This is a genomic window from Aliicoccus persicus, from assembly GCF_900110815.1.
GTDB classification, from domain to species: Bacteria; Bacillota; Bacilli; order Staphylococcales; family Salinicoccaceae; genus Aliicoccus; species Aliicoccus persicus.
Window position 1 is genome coordinate 33711 of sequence record NZ_FOIT01000008.1, and the last position, 20028, is coordinate 53738.

At 37.0% G+C, this 20028-nt stretch carries 19 protein-coding genes; 15 read left to right on the top strand and 4 right to left on the bottom strand.

The window, feature by feature from the left end; all coding sequences use genetic code 11:
* Positions 1–70: 70 nt before the first annotated feature.
* The 5 genes from BMW30_RS10165 to BMW30_RS10185 all read left to right on the top strand — a co-directional run bounded on the left by BMW30_RS10165 (position 71) and on the right by BMW30_RS10185 (position 6774).
* The gene (locus BMW30_RS10165; protein WP_091476718.1) at positions 71–1201 is read left to right on the top strand and encodes a DUF445 domain-containing protein; all 1131 of its coding nucleotides are present in this window, start codon (positions 71–73) and stop codon (positions 1199–1201) included.
* A 54-nt stretch (positions 1202–1255) separates the two neighbouring features.
* The gene (locus BMW30_RS10170; RefSeq protein ID WP_377910277.1) at positions 1256–1606 is read left to right on the top strand and encodes a YlbF/YmcA family competence regulator; all 351 of its coding nucleotides are present in this window, start codon (positions 1256–1258) and stop codon (positions 1604–1606) included.
* 87 nt (positions 1607–1693) lie between these two features.
* On the top strand, positions 1694–2878 hold the full coding sequence (locus tag BMW30_RS10175; protein WP_091476723.1) for a metallophosphoesterase family protein: 1185 nt from the start codon (positions 1694–1696) through the stop codon (positions 2876–2878).
* Positions 2879–2883: 5 nt separating this feature from the next.
* The gene (locus BMW30_RS10180) at positions 2884–5811 is read left to right on the top strand and encodes an ATP-binding protein (RefSeq protein WP_091476727.1); all 2928 of its coding nucleotides are present in this window, start codon (positions 2884–2886) and stop codon (positions 5809–5811) included.
* Positions 5812–5814: 3 nt separating this feature from the next.
* A complete protein-coding gene (locus BMW30_RS10185; RefSeq protein WP_091476729.1) occupies positions 5815–6774 on the top strand; it encodes an HD domain-containing protein in 960 nt (319 codons plus the stop codon).
* A 56-nt stretch (positions 6775–6830) separates the two neighbouring features.
* Here the strand turns inward: BMW30_RS10185 and BMW30_RS10190 are convergent, their stop codons facing one another.
* The 3 genes from BMW30_RS10190 to BMW30_RS10200 form a co-directional block, all read right to left on the bottom strand.
* Positions 6831–8033 (bottom strand): foldase protein PrsA, encoded by a 1203-nt coding sequence (locus BMW30_RS10190; protein ID WP_091476732.1) that lies wholly within the window; start codon positions 8031–8033, stop codon positions 6831–6833.
* Between the two features lie 99 nt (positions 8034–8132).
* Positions 8133–8495, bottom strand: a complete 363-nt coding sequence (locus tag BMW30_RS10195) for a YtxH domain-containing protein (protein WP_091476735.1) — start codon at positions 8493–8495, stop codon at positions 8133–8135.
* 24 nt (positions 8496–8519) lie between these two features.
* Complete coding sequence (locus tag BMW30_RS10200; protein WP_091476738.1) at positions 8520–8942, bottom strand: HIT family protein; 423 nt, start codon at positions 8940–8942, stop codon at positions 8520–8522.
* A gap of 84 nt (positions 8943–9026) precedes the next feature.
* Here BMW30_RS10200 and BMW30_RS10205 point away from each other — a divergent pair, with 84 nt between their 5' ends.
* On the top strand, positions 9027–9764 hold the full coding sequence (locus BMW30_RS10205) for an ABC transporter ATP-binding protein (RefSeq protein ID WP_091476741.1): 738 nt from the start codon (positions 9027–9029) through the stop codon (positions 9762–9764).
* Positions 9721–10962 carry an ABC transporter permease gene (locus BMW30_RS10210; protein ID WP_245705688.1) on the top strand — a complete coding sequence of 414 codons (1242 nt, stop codon included), beginning with the start codon at positions 9721–9723 and terminating at the stop codon, positions 10960–10962. The genes BMW30_RS10205 and BMW30_RS10210 overlap by 44 nt, the downstream gene beginning before the upstream one ends.
* Positions 10963–11054: 92 nt before the next feature.
* Here the strand turns inward: BMW30_RS10210 and BMW30_RS10215 are convergent, their stop codons facing one another.
* Positions 11055–11585 carry an antibiotic biosynthesis monooxygenase gene (locus BMW30_RS10215; RefSeq protein WP_091476746.1) on the bottom strand — a complete coding sequence of 177 codons (531 nt, stop codon included), beginning with the start codon at positions 11583–11585 and terminating at the stop codon, positions 11055–11057.
* 171 nt (positions 11586–11756) lie between these two features.
* Between BMW30_RS10215 and hemE the strand changes: the two genes are divergently transcribed.
* From hemE to BMW30_RS10255, 8 genes are all read left to right on the top strand, one after another.
* Entirely contained in the window at positions 11757–12782 is a 1026-nt protein-coding gene (gene hemE / locus BMW30_RS10220) for a uroporphyrinogen decarboxylase (protein WP_091476750.1), read from the top strand.
* Between the two features lie 12 nt (positions 12783–12794).
* Positions 12795–13709 carry a ferrochelatase gene (gene hemH / locus BMW30_RS10225; RefSeq protein WP_091476754.1) on the top strand — a complete coding sequence of 305 codons (915 nt, stop codon included), beginning with the start codon at positions 12795–12797 and terminating at the stop codon, positions 13707–13709.
* Positions 13710–13722: 13 nt separating this feature from the next.
* On the top strand, positions 13723–15084 hold the full coding sequence (hemY, locus tag BMW30_RS10230) for a protoporphyrinogen oxidase (RefSeq protein ID WP_091476756.1): 1362 nt from the start codon (positions 13723–13725) through the stop codon (positions 15082–15084).
* An 80-nt stretch (positions 15085–15164) separates the two neighbouring features.
* Complete coding sequence (locus tag BMW30_RS10235) at positions 15165–15779, top strand: ABC transporter substrate-binding protein (RefSeq protein ID WP_091476759.1); 615 nt, start codon at positions 15165–15167, stop codon at positions 15777–15779.
* 685 nt (positions 15780–16464) lie between these two features.
* Entirely contained in the window at positions 16465–17451 is a 987-nt protein-coding gene (gene lplA, locus BMW30_RS10240; protein WP_091476762.1) for a lipoate--protein ligase, read from the top strand.
* A 99-nt stretch (positions 17452–17550) separates the two neighbouring features.
* The gene (pxpB, locus tag BMW30_RS10245) at positions 17551–18267 is read left to right on the top strand and encodes a 5-oxoprolinase subunit PxpB (protein WP_091476766.1); all 717 of its coding nucleotides are present in this window, start codon (positions 17551–17553) and stop codon (positions 18265–18267) included.
* Positions 18268–19239, top strand: coding sequence for a 5-oxoprolinase subunit C family protein (locus BMW30_RS10250; protein WP_091476769.1), 972 nt, complete (start codon positions 18268–18270; stop codon positions 19237–19239).
* Positions 19240–19265: 26 nt separating this feature from the next.
* Positions 19266–20027 carry a LamB/YcsF family protein gene (locus BMW30_RS10255; protein WP_091476772.1) on the top strand — a complete coding sequence of 254 codons (762 nt, stop codon included), beginning with the start codon at positions 19266–19268 and terminating at the stop codon, positions 20025–20027.
* The last annotated feature ends 1 nt before the right edge of the window (position 20028 follow it).

Sequence of the window (20028 nt, forward strand, 5' to 3'; positions counted from 1 at the left end):
TTCCGGTTTTTATAATCTTCTGATAAAATAGCACTAAGTGCTATTTTATTTTTTTTGGTGGTGAAACGTAATGGAAACAGTCATGATGATTTTAATTATGGCAATTATAGGATCGCTAATCGGTGGTTTGACAAACAAATTAGCGATTACAATGTTGTTTAAACCGTATGAAAAAAAATATTTGTTTGGTTATGCTTTGCCTTTTACACCGGGCTTGATACCGAGAAGACGAGAGGAAGCCTCGACAAAACTTGGTGAAATCATCATGGGGCATTTACTCACACCCGAAGTATTTGTGGAAAAACTAAACAGTGAGAATACACGAAATTTTCTAGTGTTATTTATCGATCAACAGCTTGACACGATGGAGAGGGAAGAATGGTCGACATCGTATGTATTGAATCGAATCCATCCGACGCTAAGTGAAAAGATACTACAGGGATTAAATGACGAGATTTACAAAAATGTTGAAAAGTATGGCAATGATATATACGAAAAGAATATCGATGAACTCATACCATCAGAATCCAGACTTAAACTCGATCAGTATATGTTTGAGACACATAAAATGATTCTCGGAAAAGCACGAGAGTATATTCGTTCTGAGCGCGGCTATCATGATATTTATACGATGATCGATGAGTTTATAGAAAATCGTGGTCGCCTGGCAAGCAGTCTAAAAGTATTCTTCTCAAAGGATAGTCTGACGCTTCGTGTGCAAAGTGAGTTTTTAAAACTGCTCAATCAAGAAAAGATGAATAATATTTTACAGACATTCATCATACAAGAATACGATGAGTTAAGAGCACGAGACGTCGCATCGTTCATATCAGAGTCAGATAAAGGAAAAATGTTGTCTAATGTTTCAACATTTTTACAACAACAAATTGATATTGAAGAAAAGTTAAATATTCCACTATATAAACTAAATCCAGAGCTGTTTAAATCATTTCAAGAGAAAGGGAAATATCAGCTGGTTGAGAATATCATCCAATATCTAGGTAAAAACTTCGAAAAAATTTTAGATAAATTACAGCTCGCACAGTTGATAAAATATCAAATTGATAACTTTGAACTCTCAAAAATCGAGTCTCTCGTTATGGAAGTTTCTTCCAAAGAATTGCGTATGATTACCATGCTTGGATTCTTACTTGGAGGCATCATTGGTGTCGTTCAGGGCATAATAGTTTCCATTTTCTAATTGATTACATGTATGTTAAAATAGGAACATCAATTCACTAAGAGGAGTTTTATAATGGTAAACGTTTATGACCAAGCAAATGCACTGGAAAGTGCTTTAAGAAAATCTGATGAGTTTAACAACATGAAGGACCTTTACAATAAGGTTAATGAAAACCCTGAATCAAAACAATTATTTGATGAATTTAGAAATGTACAAGTTGAATTACAACAAAAACAAATGATGGGCGAAGAAGTTCTAGAAGAAGATATTGAACGTGCTCAAACTTCAGCTGAAGCGATTGAGAAAGATGATAATATTAAATCGTTGATGGAAGCTGAACAGAAAATGAGTGAACTCATTCAAGACTTAAACCGTGTCATCATGAAGCCAATTGAAGAACTATATGGTATCAACAATAAATAATTGATTGAATTGTAAAGAGGTCGTAATCATGGGCCTCTTTATTTTTGGTATAATATAGCTAACTTAAAACAGTAAAAAGGTGATTAGATGGTTAAATTTATTCACTGTGCAGACTTGCATCTGGACAGTCCGTTTCGTGCAAGACAGAACATGCCACGAAATATAATAGAAGACCTCATGGACAGCACATATAAAAGCGTTACTCGAATGATTGATTTTGCAATCGGAAAGAATGTTGATTTTATTTTGATCGTCGGCGATGTGTTCGATAATCAAAACAGAACCTTAAAGTCTGAAGTGTTCTTAAAAAATCAATTCAAACGCTTAGAAGAAAAAGGGATTTTCGTCTTCATGTCACATGGGAATCATGACCCATTAAGTTCAGGTTTTAACACGAGCTGGCCACAAAATGTCAACGTATTTTTAGACGAAGTGGAGACATTTGAATTGACGAGCAGCAGTAAGGAACAAGTGTTTATACATGGCTTTAGTTACTATATGGACGACAGTTATGAAAATAAGCTCGATTATTTCCCGAAGAGTAGCAAAAACCAAGATATTCACATTGGTATGCTACACGGCACATACTCTAAGAGTAATTACGCAGAAAAGCGTTACACAGAGTTTACGCTCGAATCACTAAACGAAAAACTGTATAACTACTGGGCACTTGGACATATTCACAAACGTCATGAAATCAGTGATTTGCCACCGGTTGTCTATCCGGGTAATATGCAAGGACGTCATAAGAACGAGAGCGGAGAAAAGGGTTTTATCTTCGTTGAAGGTAATGAAGTTGAATTAAAACGCACGTTTGTGCCGACTCAAGAGATTACATTTGTCGAGTATGAAGTGGATACATCGACAGTGAATAAACAAGAGCTTTACACGATGCTCAATGAATTTAAAAATAGTATTAGAGATGAAGGTAGCCAAATCGTCAAATTGACGGTACAAGTAAAAGGCGAAGATGAACTCAATCAAGCGGACTATTTAGAAATCATGGATTTGCTCAAAGAAGATGAGACGGATGTTGAGACGTTTATTTGGATTGATGAGATTGATATTCGCTATTCACATAACGACTCCATCGCATTGTTGCGTGATATTAGGCAAACATCAGGCGGTGACGAATCGCTCTTTAAAGAGGCATTAAATAGCATCTATATGGATCCAAAAGTCAATCGATTTTTAGATCCAATGGACTCGATTGATAAGGAATCACTTATCAGACTTGGTGAAGAACGCTTGAAAATGTTAATGAGGAAGTAGATTATATGAAAATATTATCATTACACGTATACGGCTACGGTAAAATTGTCGATAAGGTAATCGACACAAATATGAAGTTCATTCAAATATATGGAGAGAATGAAGCGGGGAAATCGACGACGATGTCATTTATTCACTCTATATTATTTGGATTTCCTAAACGAACTGATGCGGAACCGAGACGCGAGCCACGCATGCATAATATGTATGGTGGAAAACTCGTCGTCAAGTTTGATGATGAAAAATATCCGGTTGAAATTGAGCGTGTTAAAGGAAAAGTACAAGGTGATTTAAAAGTCTATTTTAAAGATGGCACCGTTAAAGGCGAGCAATGGTTGACAAAAAGACTCAACCACATCGATAAGAAGACGTACCGTTCTATTTTCAGCTTTGATGTGTTAGGTTTACAGGACATCCATACGAATATGACTGAAGATCGCTTACAAGAGTACTTACTGCGTGCTGGTGCACTTGGGTCTCATGAATACGATGAAATGTTGACAGCAATCGATAAAGAACTTGCAACAATCTACAAGAAAAACGGTTCGGTACCGACGTTAAACCAAGAAGTAGATGCGATTAAAGAAATTGCTGGACGCGTTAAAAATATAGAAGCGAATGAAGCAAGATATACATCACTTATGAATGATCGATTGTCGATTGAAGAAAGCTTGGCACATAAACGCGATTCGGTTAATCAGTTGACGTTAATTCATAAGCAGAAGATGAAAGAGATGATGTATCATCCTGAAATTATCGAATGGAAAAATCTCGAAGGTAAAATGACTGAAGCACCTGTCATCTTCCCTGAAAAAGGGATTGAACGATACATTGCTCTTAAAAATAAAATCGCTCAGACAGCACAGGATATCGGCTTAAGAAACGAAAAGGTAAAATCAATTGAAGCGGATTTAGCGAAGATTAAAATCCCTAAAGATGACGATATAAAAGCACTTGAAGGTGTGTTGAAAAAACAGCCTGAATTTCTACAAAAGAGCAAGGAGCTCGAGCAGTTAAAAGCAGAATCGACGGCGCTGAAAAAAGAAATCCAATCCATCCGCAATGATATCGGATGGAAAGAAGACCATCTCGATGTCGATGACTCTAATATCGTCCGAGATCAAGTGCAGTCACTGTTATCACAGCTCGATGAAGTCAATTTAGAAGAGCAATATTTAATGCGTGAAATCGAATCTGTTCAAGCAGAGCTTAAAACGATTGAGCAAGAAATAGAAATGCTCACCGAAGAGCAAGTGAGTGATGATCGCCTGAATTTGAAGAAAGAACTTGTGGATAAGGAATTTGAGCTCCAAGAAAAAGAGCGCATGTATAAAGTCATTCGTACTGAGTACGATAAGGAAACACGTGAGCGCAACAAATCACGTCGAATTTTATCCTATGCAATCATCGCAATTAGTGCAGTACTGCTGCTCGGTGGCATATTCTACATGATTAATGATGTGATGTTGCTAGGTATCATCTTAACGGTGCTGGGTGTCATTGGTGGGGCGTTTTACTTCGTCGCGAATCGACCGACTGAAGATACGGTTAAGGTAGATTATGATAGTGATGTAGAAGAATTGAGAACATCCATTGAGGAGATGAAACAGGCGAATGATTTAAATTTCAGCCTGTCTGATGCGCGTGACACGAAGGCTTGGTTAAAGAGTCAGAAACAAAAGAAAGTGAATGTCACAGTTAAGCTTGACGAGATGAAGCGTTCACTTGGTGAAAAAGAAGCGTCAAAAGATCGATTTAATGATGATCTACACAAAATAAAAGAAGACTTAAAAATCAATACAAACATAGAGAACAAATTTACGGTTGATGCGATCAATAGCATCCGCTTAATTAAAGAAAAGTATGCGAGAATTGATGAGATTAATACATCAATCGACGAAATTAATGCATATAAAGATGAGTTTAAATCATCTGCTCTGCCACTTCTAGAAGCATTTGGAACAGATTACAACGAGACGAATGTCTTCTATGAAGTCGATAATTTAGTAACAACGATGAAGGAAGACAGAACAAAGCATGTGCATTTAAAAGACCAGTTGGATTTACTCGTCAATGAAGTCGACGTCTTGAATGAACAAAATGCGAGCTCTCGTATTGAAATTCGCGATTTGTTTGAAGTTGTCGATGCGGATGATGAGGAAGAGTTCTATTATCATGCGAGACAGTATGATGAATACTCTATTAACAAAAATCGTTTTGAAGAATTAACGGATAAATTAAATCAAGAGAAGTTTACACACGATGTAAGAACGTACTTATCAAGTCTTATCATGTCTGACTTAAAGAGTGAAGAAGAAGAAGTGAGCGAACAAATCGATTCGTTCGAGACACAGATTCAAAATGAAGTTGCACAACTCGCAGATATAAACGCTGAGATTAAAGCAATGGAAAATGATGGCGCGTTAAGTGAACTTAACCATTTATATGCAATCCGTAAAAATGACATTCAAAGATTGTCGGAAGATTATATGTCACTCATGTACATCAAAGTCTTGATAGAATCACACATTAAAGCAGTTAAAGACGAGCGATTACCTGTTGTCGTTGAAGAAGCTCGAAATATTTTTGAATACCTAACACGTGGTCGATATAATAATGTTTCTTATGACGAAAAAGGTGGATTAAGAATACGCCATTCAAATGGACAAATATTCCAACCCTCTGAGCTGAGTCAGTCAACGAAAGAAATGCTCTACATCAGCTTGAGATTTAGTCTTATTAAAGCGTTGAAAGGATACTACAACTTACCGATTATCATCGATGATGCATTTGTTCACTTCGATAAAGATCGTAAGAAAGTCATTGTCGAGTATTTAAGAAGTCAAGTTCAAGATCAGGCACTTTACTTTACATGTAACTTAGATAGCCAAATCCCATCTTCGCAAACGATTAAGTTAAAGGAGAAAGTATAGACGATGAACACGATTGCTAACTTAAAACCCGGTGATTCGGTAAACAATTTTTTTCTCATTAAGGATAGTAAGCAAGGTGTAACTACGCAAGGTAAGCCGTATATGTCGATGATGCTTCAAGATAAATCGGGTGAAATCGATACCAAGTATTGGACGGTAACGAAAGAAGATGCCCCGAAGTTAATAGCTGGCGTCGTAATCAAAGTACAAGGAGATGTCATTGACTATCGCGGAAAGAAACAATTAAAAATACTAAACTGTCGCGTTGCTGAATCAACAGATAATGTAAGAGCAAGTGAATTCGTAGAAAATGCGCCGATATCAGAACAAGAGCTGTTCGATACGGTGATGGACTATGTCATTCAAATTGATGATGTCGATTTAAGTCGAATCGTCAGACACTTAGTAACGAAATATAAAGAAGAATTTTTATCGTTTCCGGCAGCGAAAGTTAATCATCATGACTTCCATTCCGGTCTAGCATATCATGTCACTTGCATGCTTCGACAAGGTGAGGCGCTAGTCGATATATATCCGCAGGTGAATCGCGCACTTTTATATAGCGGCATCATATTGCATGATATCGGAAAGGTAAAAGAGCTGAGTGGGTCAATCGGTGTGCAGTATACGAGAGAAGGTAACTTGCTCGGACACATCGTCATAGCAAGTGAAGAAGTAAATGATGCAGCGACTGAACTTGGTATAGATCGAAATAGTGAATCTGTGTTGTTGTTGAAACATTTGATATTGTCACATCATGGAAAATTGGAATATGGATCTCCGAAAGTACCGATGATTTTAGAAGCGGAATTGCTGCATTTCATCGACAATATTGATGCACGCATTATGATGTTCGATAAAAACTTAAAGAATGTCGCACCAGGTGAATTTTCAGATCGTGTGTTCCCACTGGAGAGTAGACAACTGTATCAACCGATTGTTGATGATTACAAAATGGAATAATTAACGCAATAAAAAACTCCCACTAACTGATTTACTTAGTGGGAGTTTTTTTATGATTATTCTTCGTCTTCAGTAGCTTCTTCGTCCTCAGTAGCTTCTTCATCTTCAGCGGCTTCTTCGCCTTCAGTAGCTTCTTCGTCTTCAGTAGCTTCTTCGTCTTCAGTAGCTTCTTCGTCTTCAGTAGCTTCTTCGTCTTCAGTAGCTTCTTCGTCCTCAGTCGCTTCTTCGTCCTCAGTCGCTTCTTCACGGCTTAAGAAATTTTCTTCTACATATTCACGAATATCTTCGTCAACAAACTCTACATTGTATTCTTCAAGTAAGTCAACATATGCTTGGAATACGTCATCTGGTCGTGATTGTGCTTCACGGTTGATGATTTGTGCACGTACTTGACCAAGTTCTGATGCATCCGGTTGTTCATTTCTTTGAATGATATGGTAACCGAAGTCTGAAAGGACTGGCTCTTCAGAGATTGAATCCTCATCCATGTTGAATAATGCTTCCTCAAATGGAGCGACCATTTGGCCCTTCGTCACGATGCCTAAGTCTCCACCTCTAGCGCCACTGCCTGGATCTTCAGAATGTTCTTCGGCAAGTTCAGCAAAGTCAGCACCATCATTTAATTCATCAATTAAAGATTCTGCTTTTTCTAATGCTTCTTCTTGTGTCAATGCAGTTTCTGTTTCTTCATCAGTTTCTTCATCTTCAGATTCTTCGTCTGTTTCTTCATCAGTCTCTTCTTCTGACTCTTCTTCTGACTCTTCAGGTTCTTCTTCGAAACCGATTAATATATGTGCACCTTGTGCGACTTCTTCAAGGACCATGTCATCCGTGATATCGAACTCTTCAGCAAAGAATAAATTGCTGTACTCATTCATCACCATCGTTTCACGGTATTGATCTACCGACATGTTGTTACCTTGTTGTGCAAGCACTTGTTCGAATGCTTCTTCGCCACCCATGTTTTCAATCAATTGGTCGACTTGTTCATTGATTTCATCAGTATCGACTTCTCCTGAGTATTTATCTTCTAAAATCATATCAAGTGTCATCTGAAATGCCATGCTACCGATTTGGTTCATGCCAATCTCATCAAGTATATTATCCATGGTAATGTCACCAGCATCAGACTCTACTATTACATCACCTGTTTCGGCATCCACTTCATCGTTTGCACTTGTTGAATTTTCTCCGTTGTCACAACCGACGAGTGCTAATACTCCCAAACTCATTAATACGGGCGCTAATTTTTTCTTCATCAAAAATTTCTCCTTTGTGTCCACTTCTAATATCTAACCTAACCTCGATGGTATCTTATTCATTGTATGTTGTAAATTAAAAACCATTGCTAGGTGTTTCTATTTACTACTAAACTTAAACGGATTATTTACCGGATTTTCTTCTAAATGTTTAGAAATACTTTCTCCGCGATTTGATAAATTATCGACATTATCTTTTATGTTGTCGATGTTTGGTGTAATGTCCGATTGGAAGTTTGTAATTAAATCTTTGACTTCCTCTGTTAATGTTTTAAATGTTTCTGGTGTATTTTTTGTTGTGCGCATCAAATTGTTTTTTGCATTATTTATCTCAGCTTTAATTTCTTTGATGACATTGTCTTCACCTGTCACACGCTCATCATTACGATTATTAAGTAAGGCAATGCCGATGCCACTGACCACACCGACAGCAACTCCAAGTGCAATATTTCTAAACTTCATATCATTCACTCCTCTTTAAATTGTTTACAGTTTTTCTTGTATAGATTTTACGATATCTGATTTCTCATCTTCACTATATTTATGTGGATCAGTTTTCCAACCAAGTGTTAGACCATCATGTCTATCCTCATAACGTGGGATGATATGGAAATGAATATGAAAAACAGATTGAGATGCGAAAGCACCATTATTTTGTAAAATATTCATCCCTTTTGGTTCAAATGCTGCATTAACTGCAGTTGCAACAGATTGAATTTTCGTCATTAACTTTTGGCCAGTTTCAGCATCAAGTTCAAAAATATTTTCAATTGGTTTTTTTGGCACGACGAGGGTATGTCCCTTAGAGATTGGAAATGCATCTAGAAACGCAATCACATCGTCGTCTTCATATACGATACTAGCTGGAATCTCTCGATCAATGATTTGTTCAAAAATTGTTTTACTCATCTTGTGCCTCCGTAATTTATATATGATATATTTGATAATATTAAGTATACATAAAAAATATTAATTCATAAAGGAACTATAATTATGGTATTGAAGCTAAACAATGTAACTGGCGGCTATTCGAAGACGCCGATTATCCACGATGTCACATTTGAAGTTAAAAGAAGCCAGATTACTGGTTTGGTCGGTTTAAATGGTGCAGGAAAGAGCACGACAATCAAACATATACTCGGATTGCTTACGCCACACAGCGGTGAGATTGAAGTGAGCGATCGCAAGATACAGGAAGATGTAGAACTTTATCGTAAAAATATTGCGTATATTCCGGAAACGCCGATTTTATATGAGGAACTCACATTGAAGGAACATATATTTATGACGGCAATGGCATATGGTATTACAGAAGGTGAGGCGCTTAATCGTGCTAAGCCATTGCTTAAGACATTCCGGTTAGACGGAAAACTAGATATGTTCCCAACACATTTCTCTAAAGGGATGAAACAAAAAGTCATGCTCATCTGTGCGTTTATGGTTGAGCCGGATTTGTATATTATCGATGAACCGTTCTTAGGCTTGGATCCACTCGGAATTGAATCTCTGATTCAATTGTTGATCAAGGAGCGCAATGCTGGACGTTCTGTATTGATGAGTACGCATATACTTGCAACAGCGGAACGTTATTGTGATAAGTATACGATTATCCATGAAGGAAAGATTGTCGGAGATGGTACGCTTGAAGATTTGCGCAAGCAACTCAACATGCCAGATGCGACATTAGATGAATTATATATTGAAATCACTGGAAGTCATCAGTATGAATAGCAAGCAACTGTTTAATACGCGTCTAAAGGAAGATATAGGACTTCGTGCCTATTACAGCAAGTATATTTTTAACAGTCACTTCCTACTGTTTTTAACAATTACGATCGGTGTGTTTATCTATTCACTCGTCGGATTCATCCAAGATGCTGAGCCATCAATCTGGTATTTACTTATCGGTAGTATCGTGCTGTCATTATCTGTTATGCCAAGCTATCGCTCATTGCTAAAAGAAGCAGATGGTCTGTTCTTATTACCGTATGAGTCGCATATGAAAACGTACTTCCAAGGTACACTGAGATATTCATTGGCACTCAATGTTGTTCTTATGGTACTCGGCGTTGCATTAAGTGCATTACTGATTTCCATCAATCTAAGTCTGTCACATATTATCATCGTGGTCTTAGCAGCACTTGTGATATATGTGTTTCATCTTATTATTTATCGCGTTGCGATCAATTCAAAATGGAATCATTGGTCAGTCATTGGATTGCTGTTCGTGACAAGTGTAGTGACACTATTTTTAACGATGATGTTTCCATGGCTCGCGCCCTTAATACCCGTTGCGCTCATCGGGTTATATATCTTTTTCTCTAAACAAGTGCATACGAACTTAAATTGGTTCCGATATATCAACCATGAAAAGGATGCAAGAAATCGATATTTCCGTGTCGTGTCGATGTTTGCAAATGTTGCCCATATGGATGGTCAATATAAACGACGCAGATATTTAGATAAACTGCTACCAAACTTTAAGAAAGATAAATTCAATAAAGAAAACATGTACGAATATTTGTTTTACAGATCGTTTATGCGTGATAATGATCTCCCGATGATTATACTCAGACTCATTATCATCGCAGCAATCATTATGATATGGTTGAATATTTGGTGGGTGTCAATTGTTATCGGTGTGTTTGTTATCTATTTAATCGTGTTGCAGATGAATCAAATTTACTCACAACAAGCATACTTACTGTGGCCAAAAATTTGGCCGGTGAAACGCTCATATATTCAAGAGAGTTACATCAGATATTCAAACAAACTTGTCGTCGTGTTATCACTTATCATTGCGGTGGTATTCATTCTTGTTCATCTCGAACAATTCTATATGGCTGCCATACTACCGATTTGGGGTTACTTAATAAATAGAGTGTTGTCCAAAGGGATATATAAGAAAGAAAGTATGTTGAGTGATTAGAGAATAGTTAGCTTTAATTCAAAAAACGGATTTGGAACCTTAATATTAAGGTTCCAAATCCGTTTTTTAATTTGCTAAAAATAAAATATCAATTAAAAACTATCTTCTAAGTCTTCTTCATCTAAATCTTTAATCGGAACATAATAAGATCTTGAATTCGCATTTGAGAACATTGATTCTTCGTCTCTTAAAGATTTTAATGCATCATTACTGACAGTTGATTCATATAAATCTGAGTTGCTAAATGCTTTGTAGGCATCTGAATTAACAAATTGTACAACAATCACAAATGAGTATTTATCCTGCATTTTTCCTACTCTGTATGCTTGAACGCCATTTGTCGTCTCTAGACCATCGATTAAGTCATTCATTTTTGTTCGTGCCGCTGCTCTTTTTTGAGCTGAAGTGTTGATGTGAATGACAAGCATCGTATTTTCTTCAGATAGGTCGCCATGTGTGTGTGAAATCTCAAATTCTTCACCTGTATTAAACAATCCTTGAGATGCTTCGGCTTCATAGTAAGCAATGCCGCGTTCACCATTTCCGCTTAATAGGAAATTACCATCGTCTTTCTTTGCATTTAGGAAATAGTTAATCGTACCTGTCGTTAAGTATAAATTCATCATGTTACCTCCTCAGATAGTTATTTAATACCTCAATTCTACCCATTTTATACATGATTAACAATCGAATCTTATATTTAATCGAATTGTTTATAAATCTGACAAGAATTGAACAATTGATAATAATTCTAAAGTGATAAGATTAATTTACATGTAAATAGGAGGAAAGCAATGTTTAACGATACGATTATTAAAGCAGCACGAGGCGAGACGACTGCATACACACCGGTATGGTTTATGCGCCAAGTGGGTCGCTCTCAAAAAGAATACAACAAAGTAAAAGAAAAATATTCTTTGATTGAAATCACGAAGCAACCGGAGCTCACGGCATATTTAACGACTACACCAGTAGAGAATTATAATGTAGATGCCGCAGTGCTTTACAAAGATATCATTTCACCACTTGCTCCAATTGGTATCGATGTTGAAATAAAAGCGGGTGTCGGTCCTGTCATTTATAATCCGATTCGCACTTTATCTGATGTGGAAAAGTTAGGTGAACTCGATCCATACAAAGATTTGGACTACATTTATGAAACGATTAGAATTTTAACAAAAGAAAAATTGAATGTGCCTTTGATTGGTTTTTGTGGTGCACCATTTACTGTTGCAAGCTACATGATCGAAGGCGGACCTTCTAAAAACTACCATAAGACAAAAGCGATGATGTATAACCAACCGGACGTTTGGTTTAAACTCATGGATAAGTTATCAGAGATGAGCATCGTCTATTTAAAAGCACAAATTGAATCTGGTGCATCGCTCATCCAAATTTTCGATTCTTGGGGTGGGGCATTAAATAAACAAGATTATGAGTTCTATCTTGCACCGTCAATGAAGCGCATTATGGAAGCTGTGCAAAGTACAGGCACACCTGTCATTGTCTTCGGTATCGGTGCATCTCACTTAATCCCTGTTTGGAATGAATTACCTTCTAGTGTCATCGGTCTCGATTGGAGAACATCAATTGATGAAGCGCGAAAATTAGGTGTAAAAAAAGCATTACAAGGTAACTTGGACCCAGCATTATTACTGTCAGATTGGGAAGTTATCGAAAGTAAAACTAAAGAAATTTTAGATCAAGGTAAAAACGAAGGACACATCTTTAACTTAGGACATGGTGTGTTCCCAGAAGTAAATCCAGACACACTCAAACGTTTAACAGCGTTTGTTCATGAATATTCTAAAAATAGATAAGGAGAATTTTTAATGACTAAAAAAGCATTACTCGTTATGGCTTATGGTACACCATATAAAGAAGAGGATATTTTACCGTATTACACACACATCAGACATGGTCGTCCGCCAAGTGATGAAGCATTGCAAGATTTAACAGAGCGTTATGAAGCAATCGGTGGTATTTCACCGCTTGCTAAGACGACAGAAAACCAAGCACAAGCAGTACTTGATATGTTAAACGAACAAGATAAAGAGAACGAATACGAACTATTTATCGGATTAAAACACATCACGCCGTTCATTGAAGAAGCGGTACAGTCAATTAATGAAGCGGGCATTAAAGAAGTTGTGACAGTCGTACTTGCACCACATTATTCAGAGTTCTCAGTCGGTTCATATAATAAGCGTGCAAGAGAAGAAGCAGAAAAATTTGGCATCAATGTAAAATCAGTTGATGATTTTTATCGTCAAGAACCATTCCTTGATTTTTGGGTAGATGCAGTACAAGGAGCATTTAAAGAAATTCCTGCAGAAGAACATGATGCGACTGCAGTCATTGTCAGTGCACATTCATTACCAGAAAAAATTAAAGAACATAACGACCCATATCCATCACAGTTAGAAGAAACTGCTGAGCTGTTAAAATCACGTGTAAACTTAAAAAATGTTCATGTTGGCTGGCAATCTGAAGGGAATACACCAGATCCGTGGTTAGGTCCTGATGTTCAAGATTTAACACGTGATTTGGATGGTACGTTTAAATACAAGCATTACATCTACTTACCGTTAGGGTTTGTTTGTGAGCATTTAGAAGTTTTATATGATAACGATTATGAGTGTAAAGTAGTCACGGATGAAATCGGTGCAGGTTATCATCGACCAACTATGCCAAATACAGACTCAAGATTCATTCAAGCAATGGTGAATGAACTCTTAGCGTTATAAAGCGGGTTACTATATGAAAAAAGTAGCGATTATCGGTGCCGGTATTACAGGATTATCTACAGCTTATTATTTAAAAGATCATGACGCTAACATCGATATATATGAACAGACTGATCGAGTCGGTGGAAAAGTAAACACGTATCGACAAGATGGTTATACGTTAGAGTTAGGACCCGAGTCATATTTAAGTCGAAAAACAATCATGACTGAACTCGCTGTTGATATCGGAATGGAATCTGAACTCGTTCGCAATGAGGTTGGGTTATCGTTTATTTATGTGAACAATAAATTGTCACCATTACCAAAAGGAACGATGCTTGGTGTCCCAACAGAATTATGGCCTTTCTTAAAAACAGATATTGTTTCTCCAGTTGGAAAATTGAGAGCAGGACTTGATCTATTTAAGCCCGTTTTAAAAATTGATAAAGATATTACAGCTGGTGATTTCTTCCGTCGGCGCTTAGGAGATGAAGTGCTTGAAAATCTGATTGAACCACTGCTCAGTGGAGTCTATGGCACAGATATAGATAAACTTAGTTTGATGAGTACCTTTCCTAATTTCAAGCAGCAGGAAGAGCAACATGGCGGTTTGATTAAAGGGATGATAAAGTCTAAAAAGAGTGCGCCGAAAAAGACAAGTAAACAAGGTATGTTCTTTCAGTTTAAAAATGGATTACAGTCGTTTATCGATCGTCTGAACGATGCTGTCATTGAAAATGGTGCGCATGTTCATCTAAATCATACGTTGGAATCAGTAAAGAAACTTGATGAGGGCTATGAACTGACGATTAATGGCGAGACAAATATTTATGACGAAGTAATCATCACAACACCGCATTTCAGTTATAAAAAATGGTTTACAGATGCGAAGCTGGATTACTTTAAGACGATGCCAGCAACGAGTGTCGCAACAGTAGTCTTCGGGTTTAATGAAGGTGACGTTGTGAATGAGAAAGAAGGTACTGGTTTTGTTGTGAGTCGTAATCAAGATACGGCAATTACAGCATGTACGTGGACATCGAAAAAGTGGCCACACTCAACACCTGATGGAAAAGTAGTGTTGCGTGCGTATGTGGGTCGACCAGGAGATAACATCGTTAAAGAAAAATCTGAGGAAGACTTAGCAAAAGCAGCAATGCATGATTTGCGACAGATTATGACGATTAAAAAAGAGCCTGAGTTTACTATTGTCACACCAATGGTAGATTCGATGCCGAACTATCATTTGGGGCATAAAGACCATGTAACAGAACTAGAATCTTATATGGAACAAGAATATCCAGGATTGTATTTAATCGGTGCTTCACATTACGCAGTCGGATTGCCAGACTGTGTGAAACTTGCGAAGTTAACTGCAGAAAAAATAATGAATTAATTAGGTGACCCTAGCACGCGAAAACGTGTTGGGTCTTTTTTGTTTGTGGAATTGTCTAAGAATTTTCATCATCTATAGCCATGTTAGAAACAGGTCAAGTTGATTTTATATATTCAATACCAAGTGAACATTTTGAAAGATTGGAAGATTTAGGATATGAATATGATTTAGATGCAAGTAGAGAAATAATTGAAGCCAATGATTTTGGTGATGAAGAAGTAAAAATTTTGGTTCCTACCCAAGATCAATATCCTATTATGGGCGAGTACATTCATTCGAAAATGGATGAAGCTGGTTTTAACGTGAGTATAGAGCGAGTTGAATGGGGTACATATCTAGAACTAACTGCGGAAGCTAACTATGACGTCACACTTGTAGGTTGGTCTAACTTAACAGCTGATGGTAGTGAGTTATTTTATCCCACTTTACATTCTGATAACATAGGTGCATCGAATAGAGCTCAATTTAACAACAGTGAGTTCGATCATTTAGTAGAAGATTCAAGAGTGACTATTGATGAAGATGAAAGAATGCAATTACTTGCGGAAGCGAATGAGTTAGTAATTAATGAAGCTGTATGGATTCCACTACATCACTCAAGTAATACGATTGCATATAAAGATCATGTAGAAAATCTAAGTATAGATCCGAGCGGAACTATTTGGTTGTACGAAGTTTCCATAACTGACAATTGATTATAAGTAAAGCATAGTTTGCTGCCCGAGTCATACGACTCGGGTATTTGCAGTCGGATTGCAGGACTGTGTGAAATTTGAAAAACAAACACAGAAAAAATAGGTGAATAGGCAGAAGCGGTGCCGGTGAGGTGATTTTTATCTCGCTGTGCACTCTTTTATTGTTTTGAGGGGTTAGATGGTGAATTGTATAAACTTGAGCGCCCAAAGCTTTATGAAAAGTGCGATTGCGTAAACTTGTGGGCCCACAGCTTTATGAGAGAGCCGTTTGCATAAACTTGAGGAGTCACAGCTTTATGAGAGATGCGTTTGCGTAAACTTGAGGAGTCACAGCTTTATGAGAGAGGCGATTGCATAAACTTGAGGGACCACAGCTTTATGAGAGAGGCGATTGCATAAACTTGAGGAGTCACAGCTTTATGAGAGAGGCGATTGCATAAACTTGAGAGCCCACAGCTTTATGAGAGAGGCGATTGCATAATCTTGAGGAGTCACAGCTTTATGAGAGAGCCGTTTGCATAAACTTGAGCGCTCACAGGTTTATGAGAGAGGCGTTTGCATAAACTTGAGACAAAGAGAGAGTGATGTAAGAAGCGCAACTATACTTTACGAACCTCAAGATAGAACTCATCCCGGTAAAAGTGATACAATTTATAAAAACAAAACACAGAAAAAGGAGAAAATTATGAAATTCATTTCTAACAACAACATTACAGATCCAATGATTAACTTAGCGATGGAAGAATATGTGTTACGTGAGATTCCTACAGATGATTCTTACTTCTTATTCTATGTAAACGCGCCATCAATTATCATTGGGAAAAACCAAAATACAATTGAAGAAGTTAACCAGGAATATATCGAAGAAAACAACATTAAAGTTGTTCGTCGTGTATCTGGTGGTGGTGCAGTTTATCATGATGAAGGGAACTTAAACTTCTCATTCATCACTGAAGATGATGGTGATAGCTTCCATAACTTTAAACGATTCACACAACCGATCGTGGAAGTGCTTCAAGATATGGGATTAAATGCTGCATTGTCAGGTCGAAATGACCTTGAAATTGATGGGAAAAAGGTATCAGGTAACGCGATGTTTACACAGAAAGGTCGCATGTTCTCGCACGGTACATTAATGCTTGAGAGTGATATTTCAGAAGTTCAAAATGCATTAAAAGTAAATCCTAAAAAGATTGAATCGAAAGGTGTTAAATCTGTGCGTGGTCGCGTGGGTAACATCAATGATTTCCTAGATGAAAAAATGGATATTGAAACATTCAAACAGAGAATTCTTGAGTATATTTTCGGTGGTAAAGAGAACATCGAAGAGTATGTTTTAACTGATGAAGATTGGGCGAAAATAAATAAATTGTCTGTAGAAAAATATCAAACTTGGGATTGGAACTATGGTAAGAATCCTAAGTACAACGTTGAATCTTCAGAAAAATTCCCTGCAGGTTTAGTCGACTTACGTTTAGAAGTAGTAAAAGGTAAAATCGAAAAGGCGAAAATTTTCGGTGACTTCTTCGGTGTAGGGGAAATTGTCGATGTAGAAAACGTGCTCGTCGGTGTTGAGCATAATAGAGAAGCAGTTTCGAAAGCGTTAGATCAACTTAATGTTGCACACTACTTAGGTCGTGTAACAAAAGAAGAATTTTTAAGTTTAATTTAAGTGATATAACTGACAATCAATGTATGGTTGTCAGTTTTTTATGTAAACAAGTAGATTTTCTAGTATTATAAAACATATAAATAAAAAGGAGTGTACTTTATGAAAATAGAAGAGGTTTCTGAAGATACAATGACGATTACCTTTGATTACGCTGTATCTGAAGAAAACTGCAAGAGACTCATCACTTTTCTAGAATCACTCCGACCACTGAAATTTGAAGGTATCACTGATTATTCAGTGTCATACACGAAGCTTATGATTTACTATGATCCGATGATTATAGAATCAAGTGATATTGAAGAAGCAATAAGAAAAATCAATGCTGATGAATATCAAACGCCATTAAAAAAGAAAAGAATAATAGAAATTCCTGTGTGTTATGACGATGAATTTGGTCTGGATTTAAATCGTTATTATGAAGAAGGACTTACGATAGAACAAATCCAAACGTTACATACTGAGAGAGAGTACTATGTTTATATGATCGGTTTTCTTCCTGGATTTCCATATTTAAATGGTGTGAATGACAAACTAAAAATGCCACGTAAAGAGACACCCCGAACACGGATACCAAAAGGATCAGTAGGAATAGCTGGAAGTCAGACGGGGTTTTATCCGACTTCGTCTCCTGGTGGCTGGAACATCATCGGACGTACACCGCTCAATATAGGGATAGAAGATAATACTTTAAATGTTCCGTATAGAGCAGGCGATTACATAAAATTTAAACCAATAAATAGCGCCACATTTGATGAGATTGAGAAACAAGTTAATCAAGGTACATTCAATATAAACATCGAAGAAAGAGGTGTTTAAATGACAATAATCGTAAATGATGGTGGGCTGTATTCAACCATACAAGATTTAGGAAGATATGGTTACTTCGAGCAAGGGATACCGACTTCCGGAGCTCTGGATTTCAAGAGTCATATATTGGTGAATACAATACTCAGAAATGACCCGAATTGTGCAACGCTTGAAATGACATACATCGGTGGTAAATTCACTATGAAATCATCAAACTATATTAGTGTTGTCGGTGCTGATATGGGTTTTTCTATCAACGGTATTGATATGCCTATCGGTAAAGTTATTAAATGTACAACAGGTGACGAAATTTCATTTGGTAAGGCTAAAGAAGGCATGCGGGCTTACCTCGGCATTGCAGGTGGATTCCAAACTCCGTCATTCTTAAATAGTCGCTCAACACATGAAAAAATAGGTGTTGGAAAACCTTTAAAGTCTGGTGACGAAATTTACTCTGAATGTACACATAAACCAAAAGAAAATATTCACTTGAAACATATTGAAGAAGATAAAATTATTCGAATCATTAAAGGAGAGCAATTCGACTACTTTAATCAAGATGAAATTGAAAAACTACTAATTCAATCATTTAAAATCAGTACAGAGTCAGACAGAATGGGATTTAGGCTAGAAGATATTTCTATAAAATCAGAAAAAGGTTACGATATTTTAAGTGAACCAACGATACTCGGCAGTATTCAAGTACCTGCGAATGGAAAGCCGATTGTACTAATGAATGAAAGACAAACGGTCGGTGGTTATCCAAAAATTGGCACTGTCATAAAAGCAGATATTCCGAAACTTGTTCAACTCCAACCAGGTGAACCATTCACATTTCTACTTATAGAATTGGAAGAAGCGCAGCATCATTACAAAACACTTATGCATCAACTGAAGAATGATGAGCTCATTGAAAACGTGAAGTTAGCAAAACATATAGATACAGATCGAATAAATAGACATCTTGAAAAAAATAGATAAATCTACAACATAAAGGAGTGGCTAATGTGTACACAGTAGATTTAAATGTAGACCTTGGTGAAAGTTATGGAAACTATATTCTCGGTAATGATGATAAAATAATTCCTTTAATCAGCTCTGTAAATGTCGCATGTGGGTTTCATGCTGGAGATCCATTGGTCATAAATAAGACGCTCGATCTGATTAAAGACAATGAACATGTCTCACTTGGAGCGCATCCAGGCTACCGTGACATTGAGGGATTTGGACGAAGACATATTCCTATGACAGATAAAGAACTAGAAGCGAATATTATATATCAGTTAAGTGCACTTGAAGGCATGGCACGTACAAAAGGATTACAACTGAATCATGTGAAACCACACGGTGCGATGTATAATGCAGCATCAAAAGATTATGAAATGGCAAAAATAATTGCACGAGCAGTTCAGAAATTTAATTCATCTTTAAAACTGATGGGTTTAAGTGGGAGCAGCCTAATACAAGCTGGTGAAGAAGTGGGCTTATCTGTAATTCACGAAGTGTTTGCAGATAGAGAATATATGGATGATGGCAGTTTGATGCCGCGCAGTCATCCGAATGCTGTTATTCATGACACGTCAAAAGTTATAGAACGTACAGTCAAGATGGTGATTGATCAGAAAGTGACATCTGTTAATGGTAAAATACTTGATTTAATAGTAGACAGCATTTGTATCCATGGGGATTCACCAGGTGCAGTAGAGTTTGTGCAAGGCGTCGTTCAAGCTTTTAAAGAGAAGGGTATATCTATAGCATCTAAGTATTAAA

Excerpts from the sequence above, each read along its gene's own strand:
- BMW30_RS10165 (WP_091476718.1), top strand. The coding sequence starts at position 71 with ATGGAAACAGTCATGATGATTTTAATTATGGCAATTATAGGATCGCTA.
- BMW30_RS10170 (WP_377910277.1), top strand. The coding sequence starts at position 1,256 with ATGGTAAACGTTTATGACCAAGCAAATGCACTGGAAAGTGCTTTAAGA.
- BMW30_RS10175 (WP_091476723.1), top strand. The coding sequence starts at position 1,694 with ATGGTTAAATTTATTCACTGTGCAGACTTGCATCTGGACAGTCCGTTT.
- BMW30_RS10180 (WP_091476727.1), top strand. The coding sequence starts at position 2,884 with ATGAAAATATTATCATTACACGTATACGGCTACGGTAAAATTGTCGAT.
- BMW30_RS10185 (WP_091476729.1), top strand. The coding sequence starts at position 5,815 with ATGAACACGATTGCTAACTTAAAACCCGGTGATTCGGTAAACAATTTT.
- BMW30_RS10190 (WP_091476732.1), bottom strand. The coding sequence starts at position 8,033 with ATGAAGAAAAAATTAGCGCCCGTATTAATGAGTTTGGGAGTATTAGCA.
- BMW30_RS10195 (WP_091476735.1), bottom strand. The coding sequence starts at position 8,495 with ATGAAGTTTAGAAATATTGCACTTGGAGTTGCTGTCGGTGTGGTCAGT.
- BMW30_RS10200 (WP_091476738.1), bottom strand. The coding sequence starts at position 8,942 with ATGAGTAAAACAATTTTTGAACAAATCATTGATCGAGAGATTCCAGCT.
- BMW30_RS10205 (WP_091476741.1), top strand. The coding sequence starts at position 9,027 with ATGGTATTGAAGCTAAACAATGTAACTGGCGGCTATTCGAAGACGCCG.
- BMW30_RS10210 (WP_245705688.1), top strand. The coding sequence starts at position 9,721 with ATGAATTATATATTGAAATCACTGGAAGTCATCAGTATGAATAGCAAG.
- BMW30_RS10215 (WP_091476746.1), bottom strand. The coding sequence starts at position 11,585 with ATGAATTTATACTTAACGACAGGTACGATTAACTATTTCCTAAATGCA.
- hemE (WP_091476750.1), top strand. The coding sequence starts at position 11,757 with ATGTTTAACGATACGATTATTAAAGCAGCACGAGGCGAGACGACTGCA.
- hemH (WP_091476754.1), top strand. The coding sequence starts at position 12,795 with ATGACTAAAAAAGCATTACTCGTTATGGCTTATGGTACACCATATAAA.
- hemY (WP_091476756.1), top strand. The coding sequence starts at position 13,723 with ATGAAAAAAGTAGCGATTATCGGTGCCGGTATTACAGGATTATCTACA.
- BMW30_RS10235 (WP_091476759.1), top strand. The coding sequence starts at position 15,165 with ATGTTAGAAACAGGTCAAGTTGATTTTATATATTCAATACCAAGTGAA.
- lplA (WP_091476762.1), top strand. The coding sequence starts at position 16,465 with ATGAAATTCATTTCTAACAACAACATTACAGATCCAATGATTAACTTA.
- pxpB (WP_091476766.1), top strand. The coding sequence starts at position 17,551 with ATGAAAATAGAAGAGGTTTCTGAAGATACAATGACGATTACCTTTGAT.
- BMW30_RS10250 (WP_091476769.1), top strand. The coding sequence starts at position 18,268 with ATGACAATAATCGTAAATGATGGTGGGCTGTATTCAACCATACAAGAT.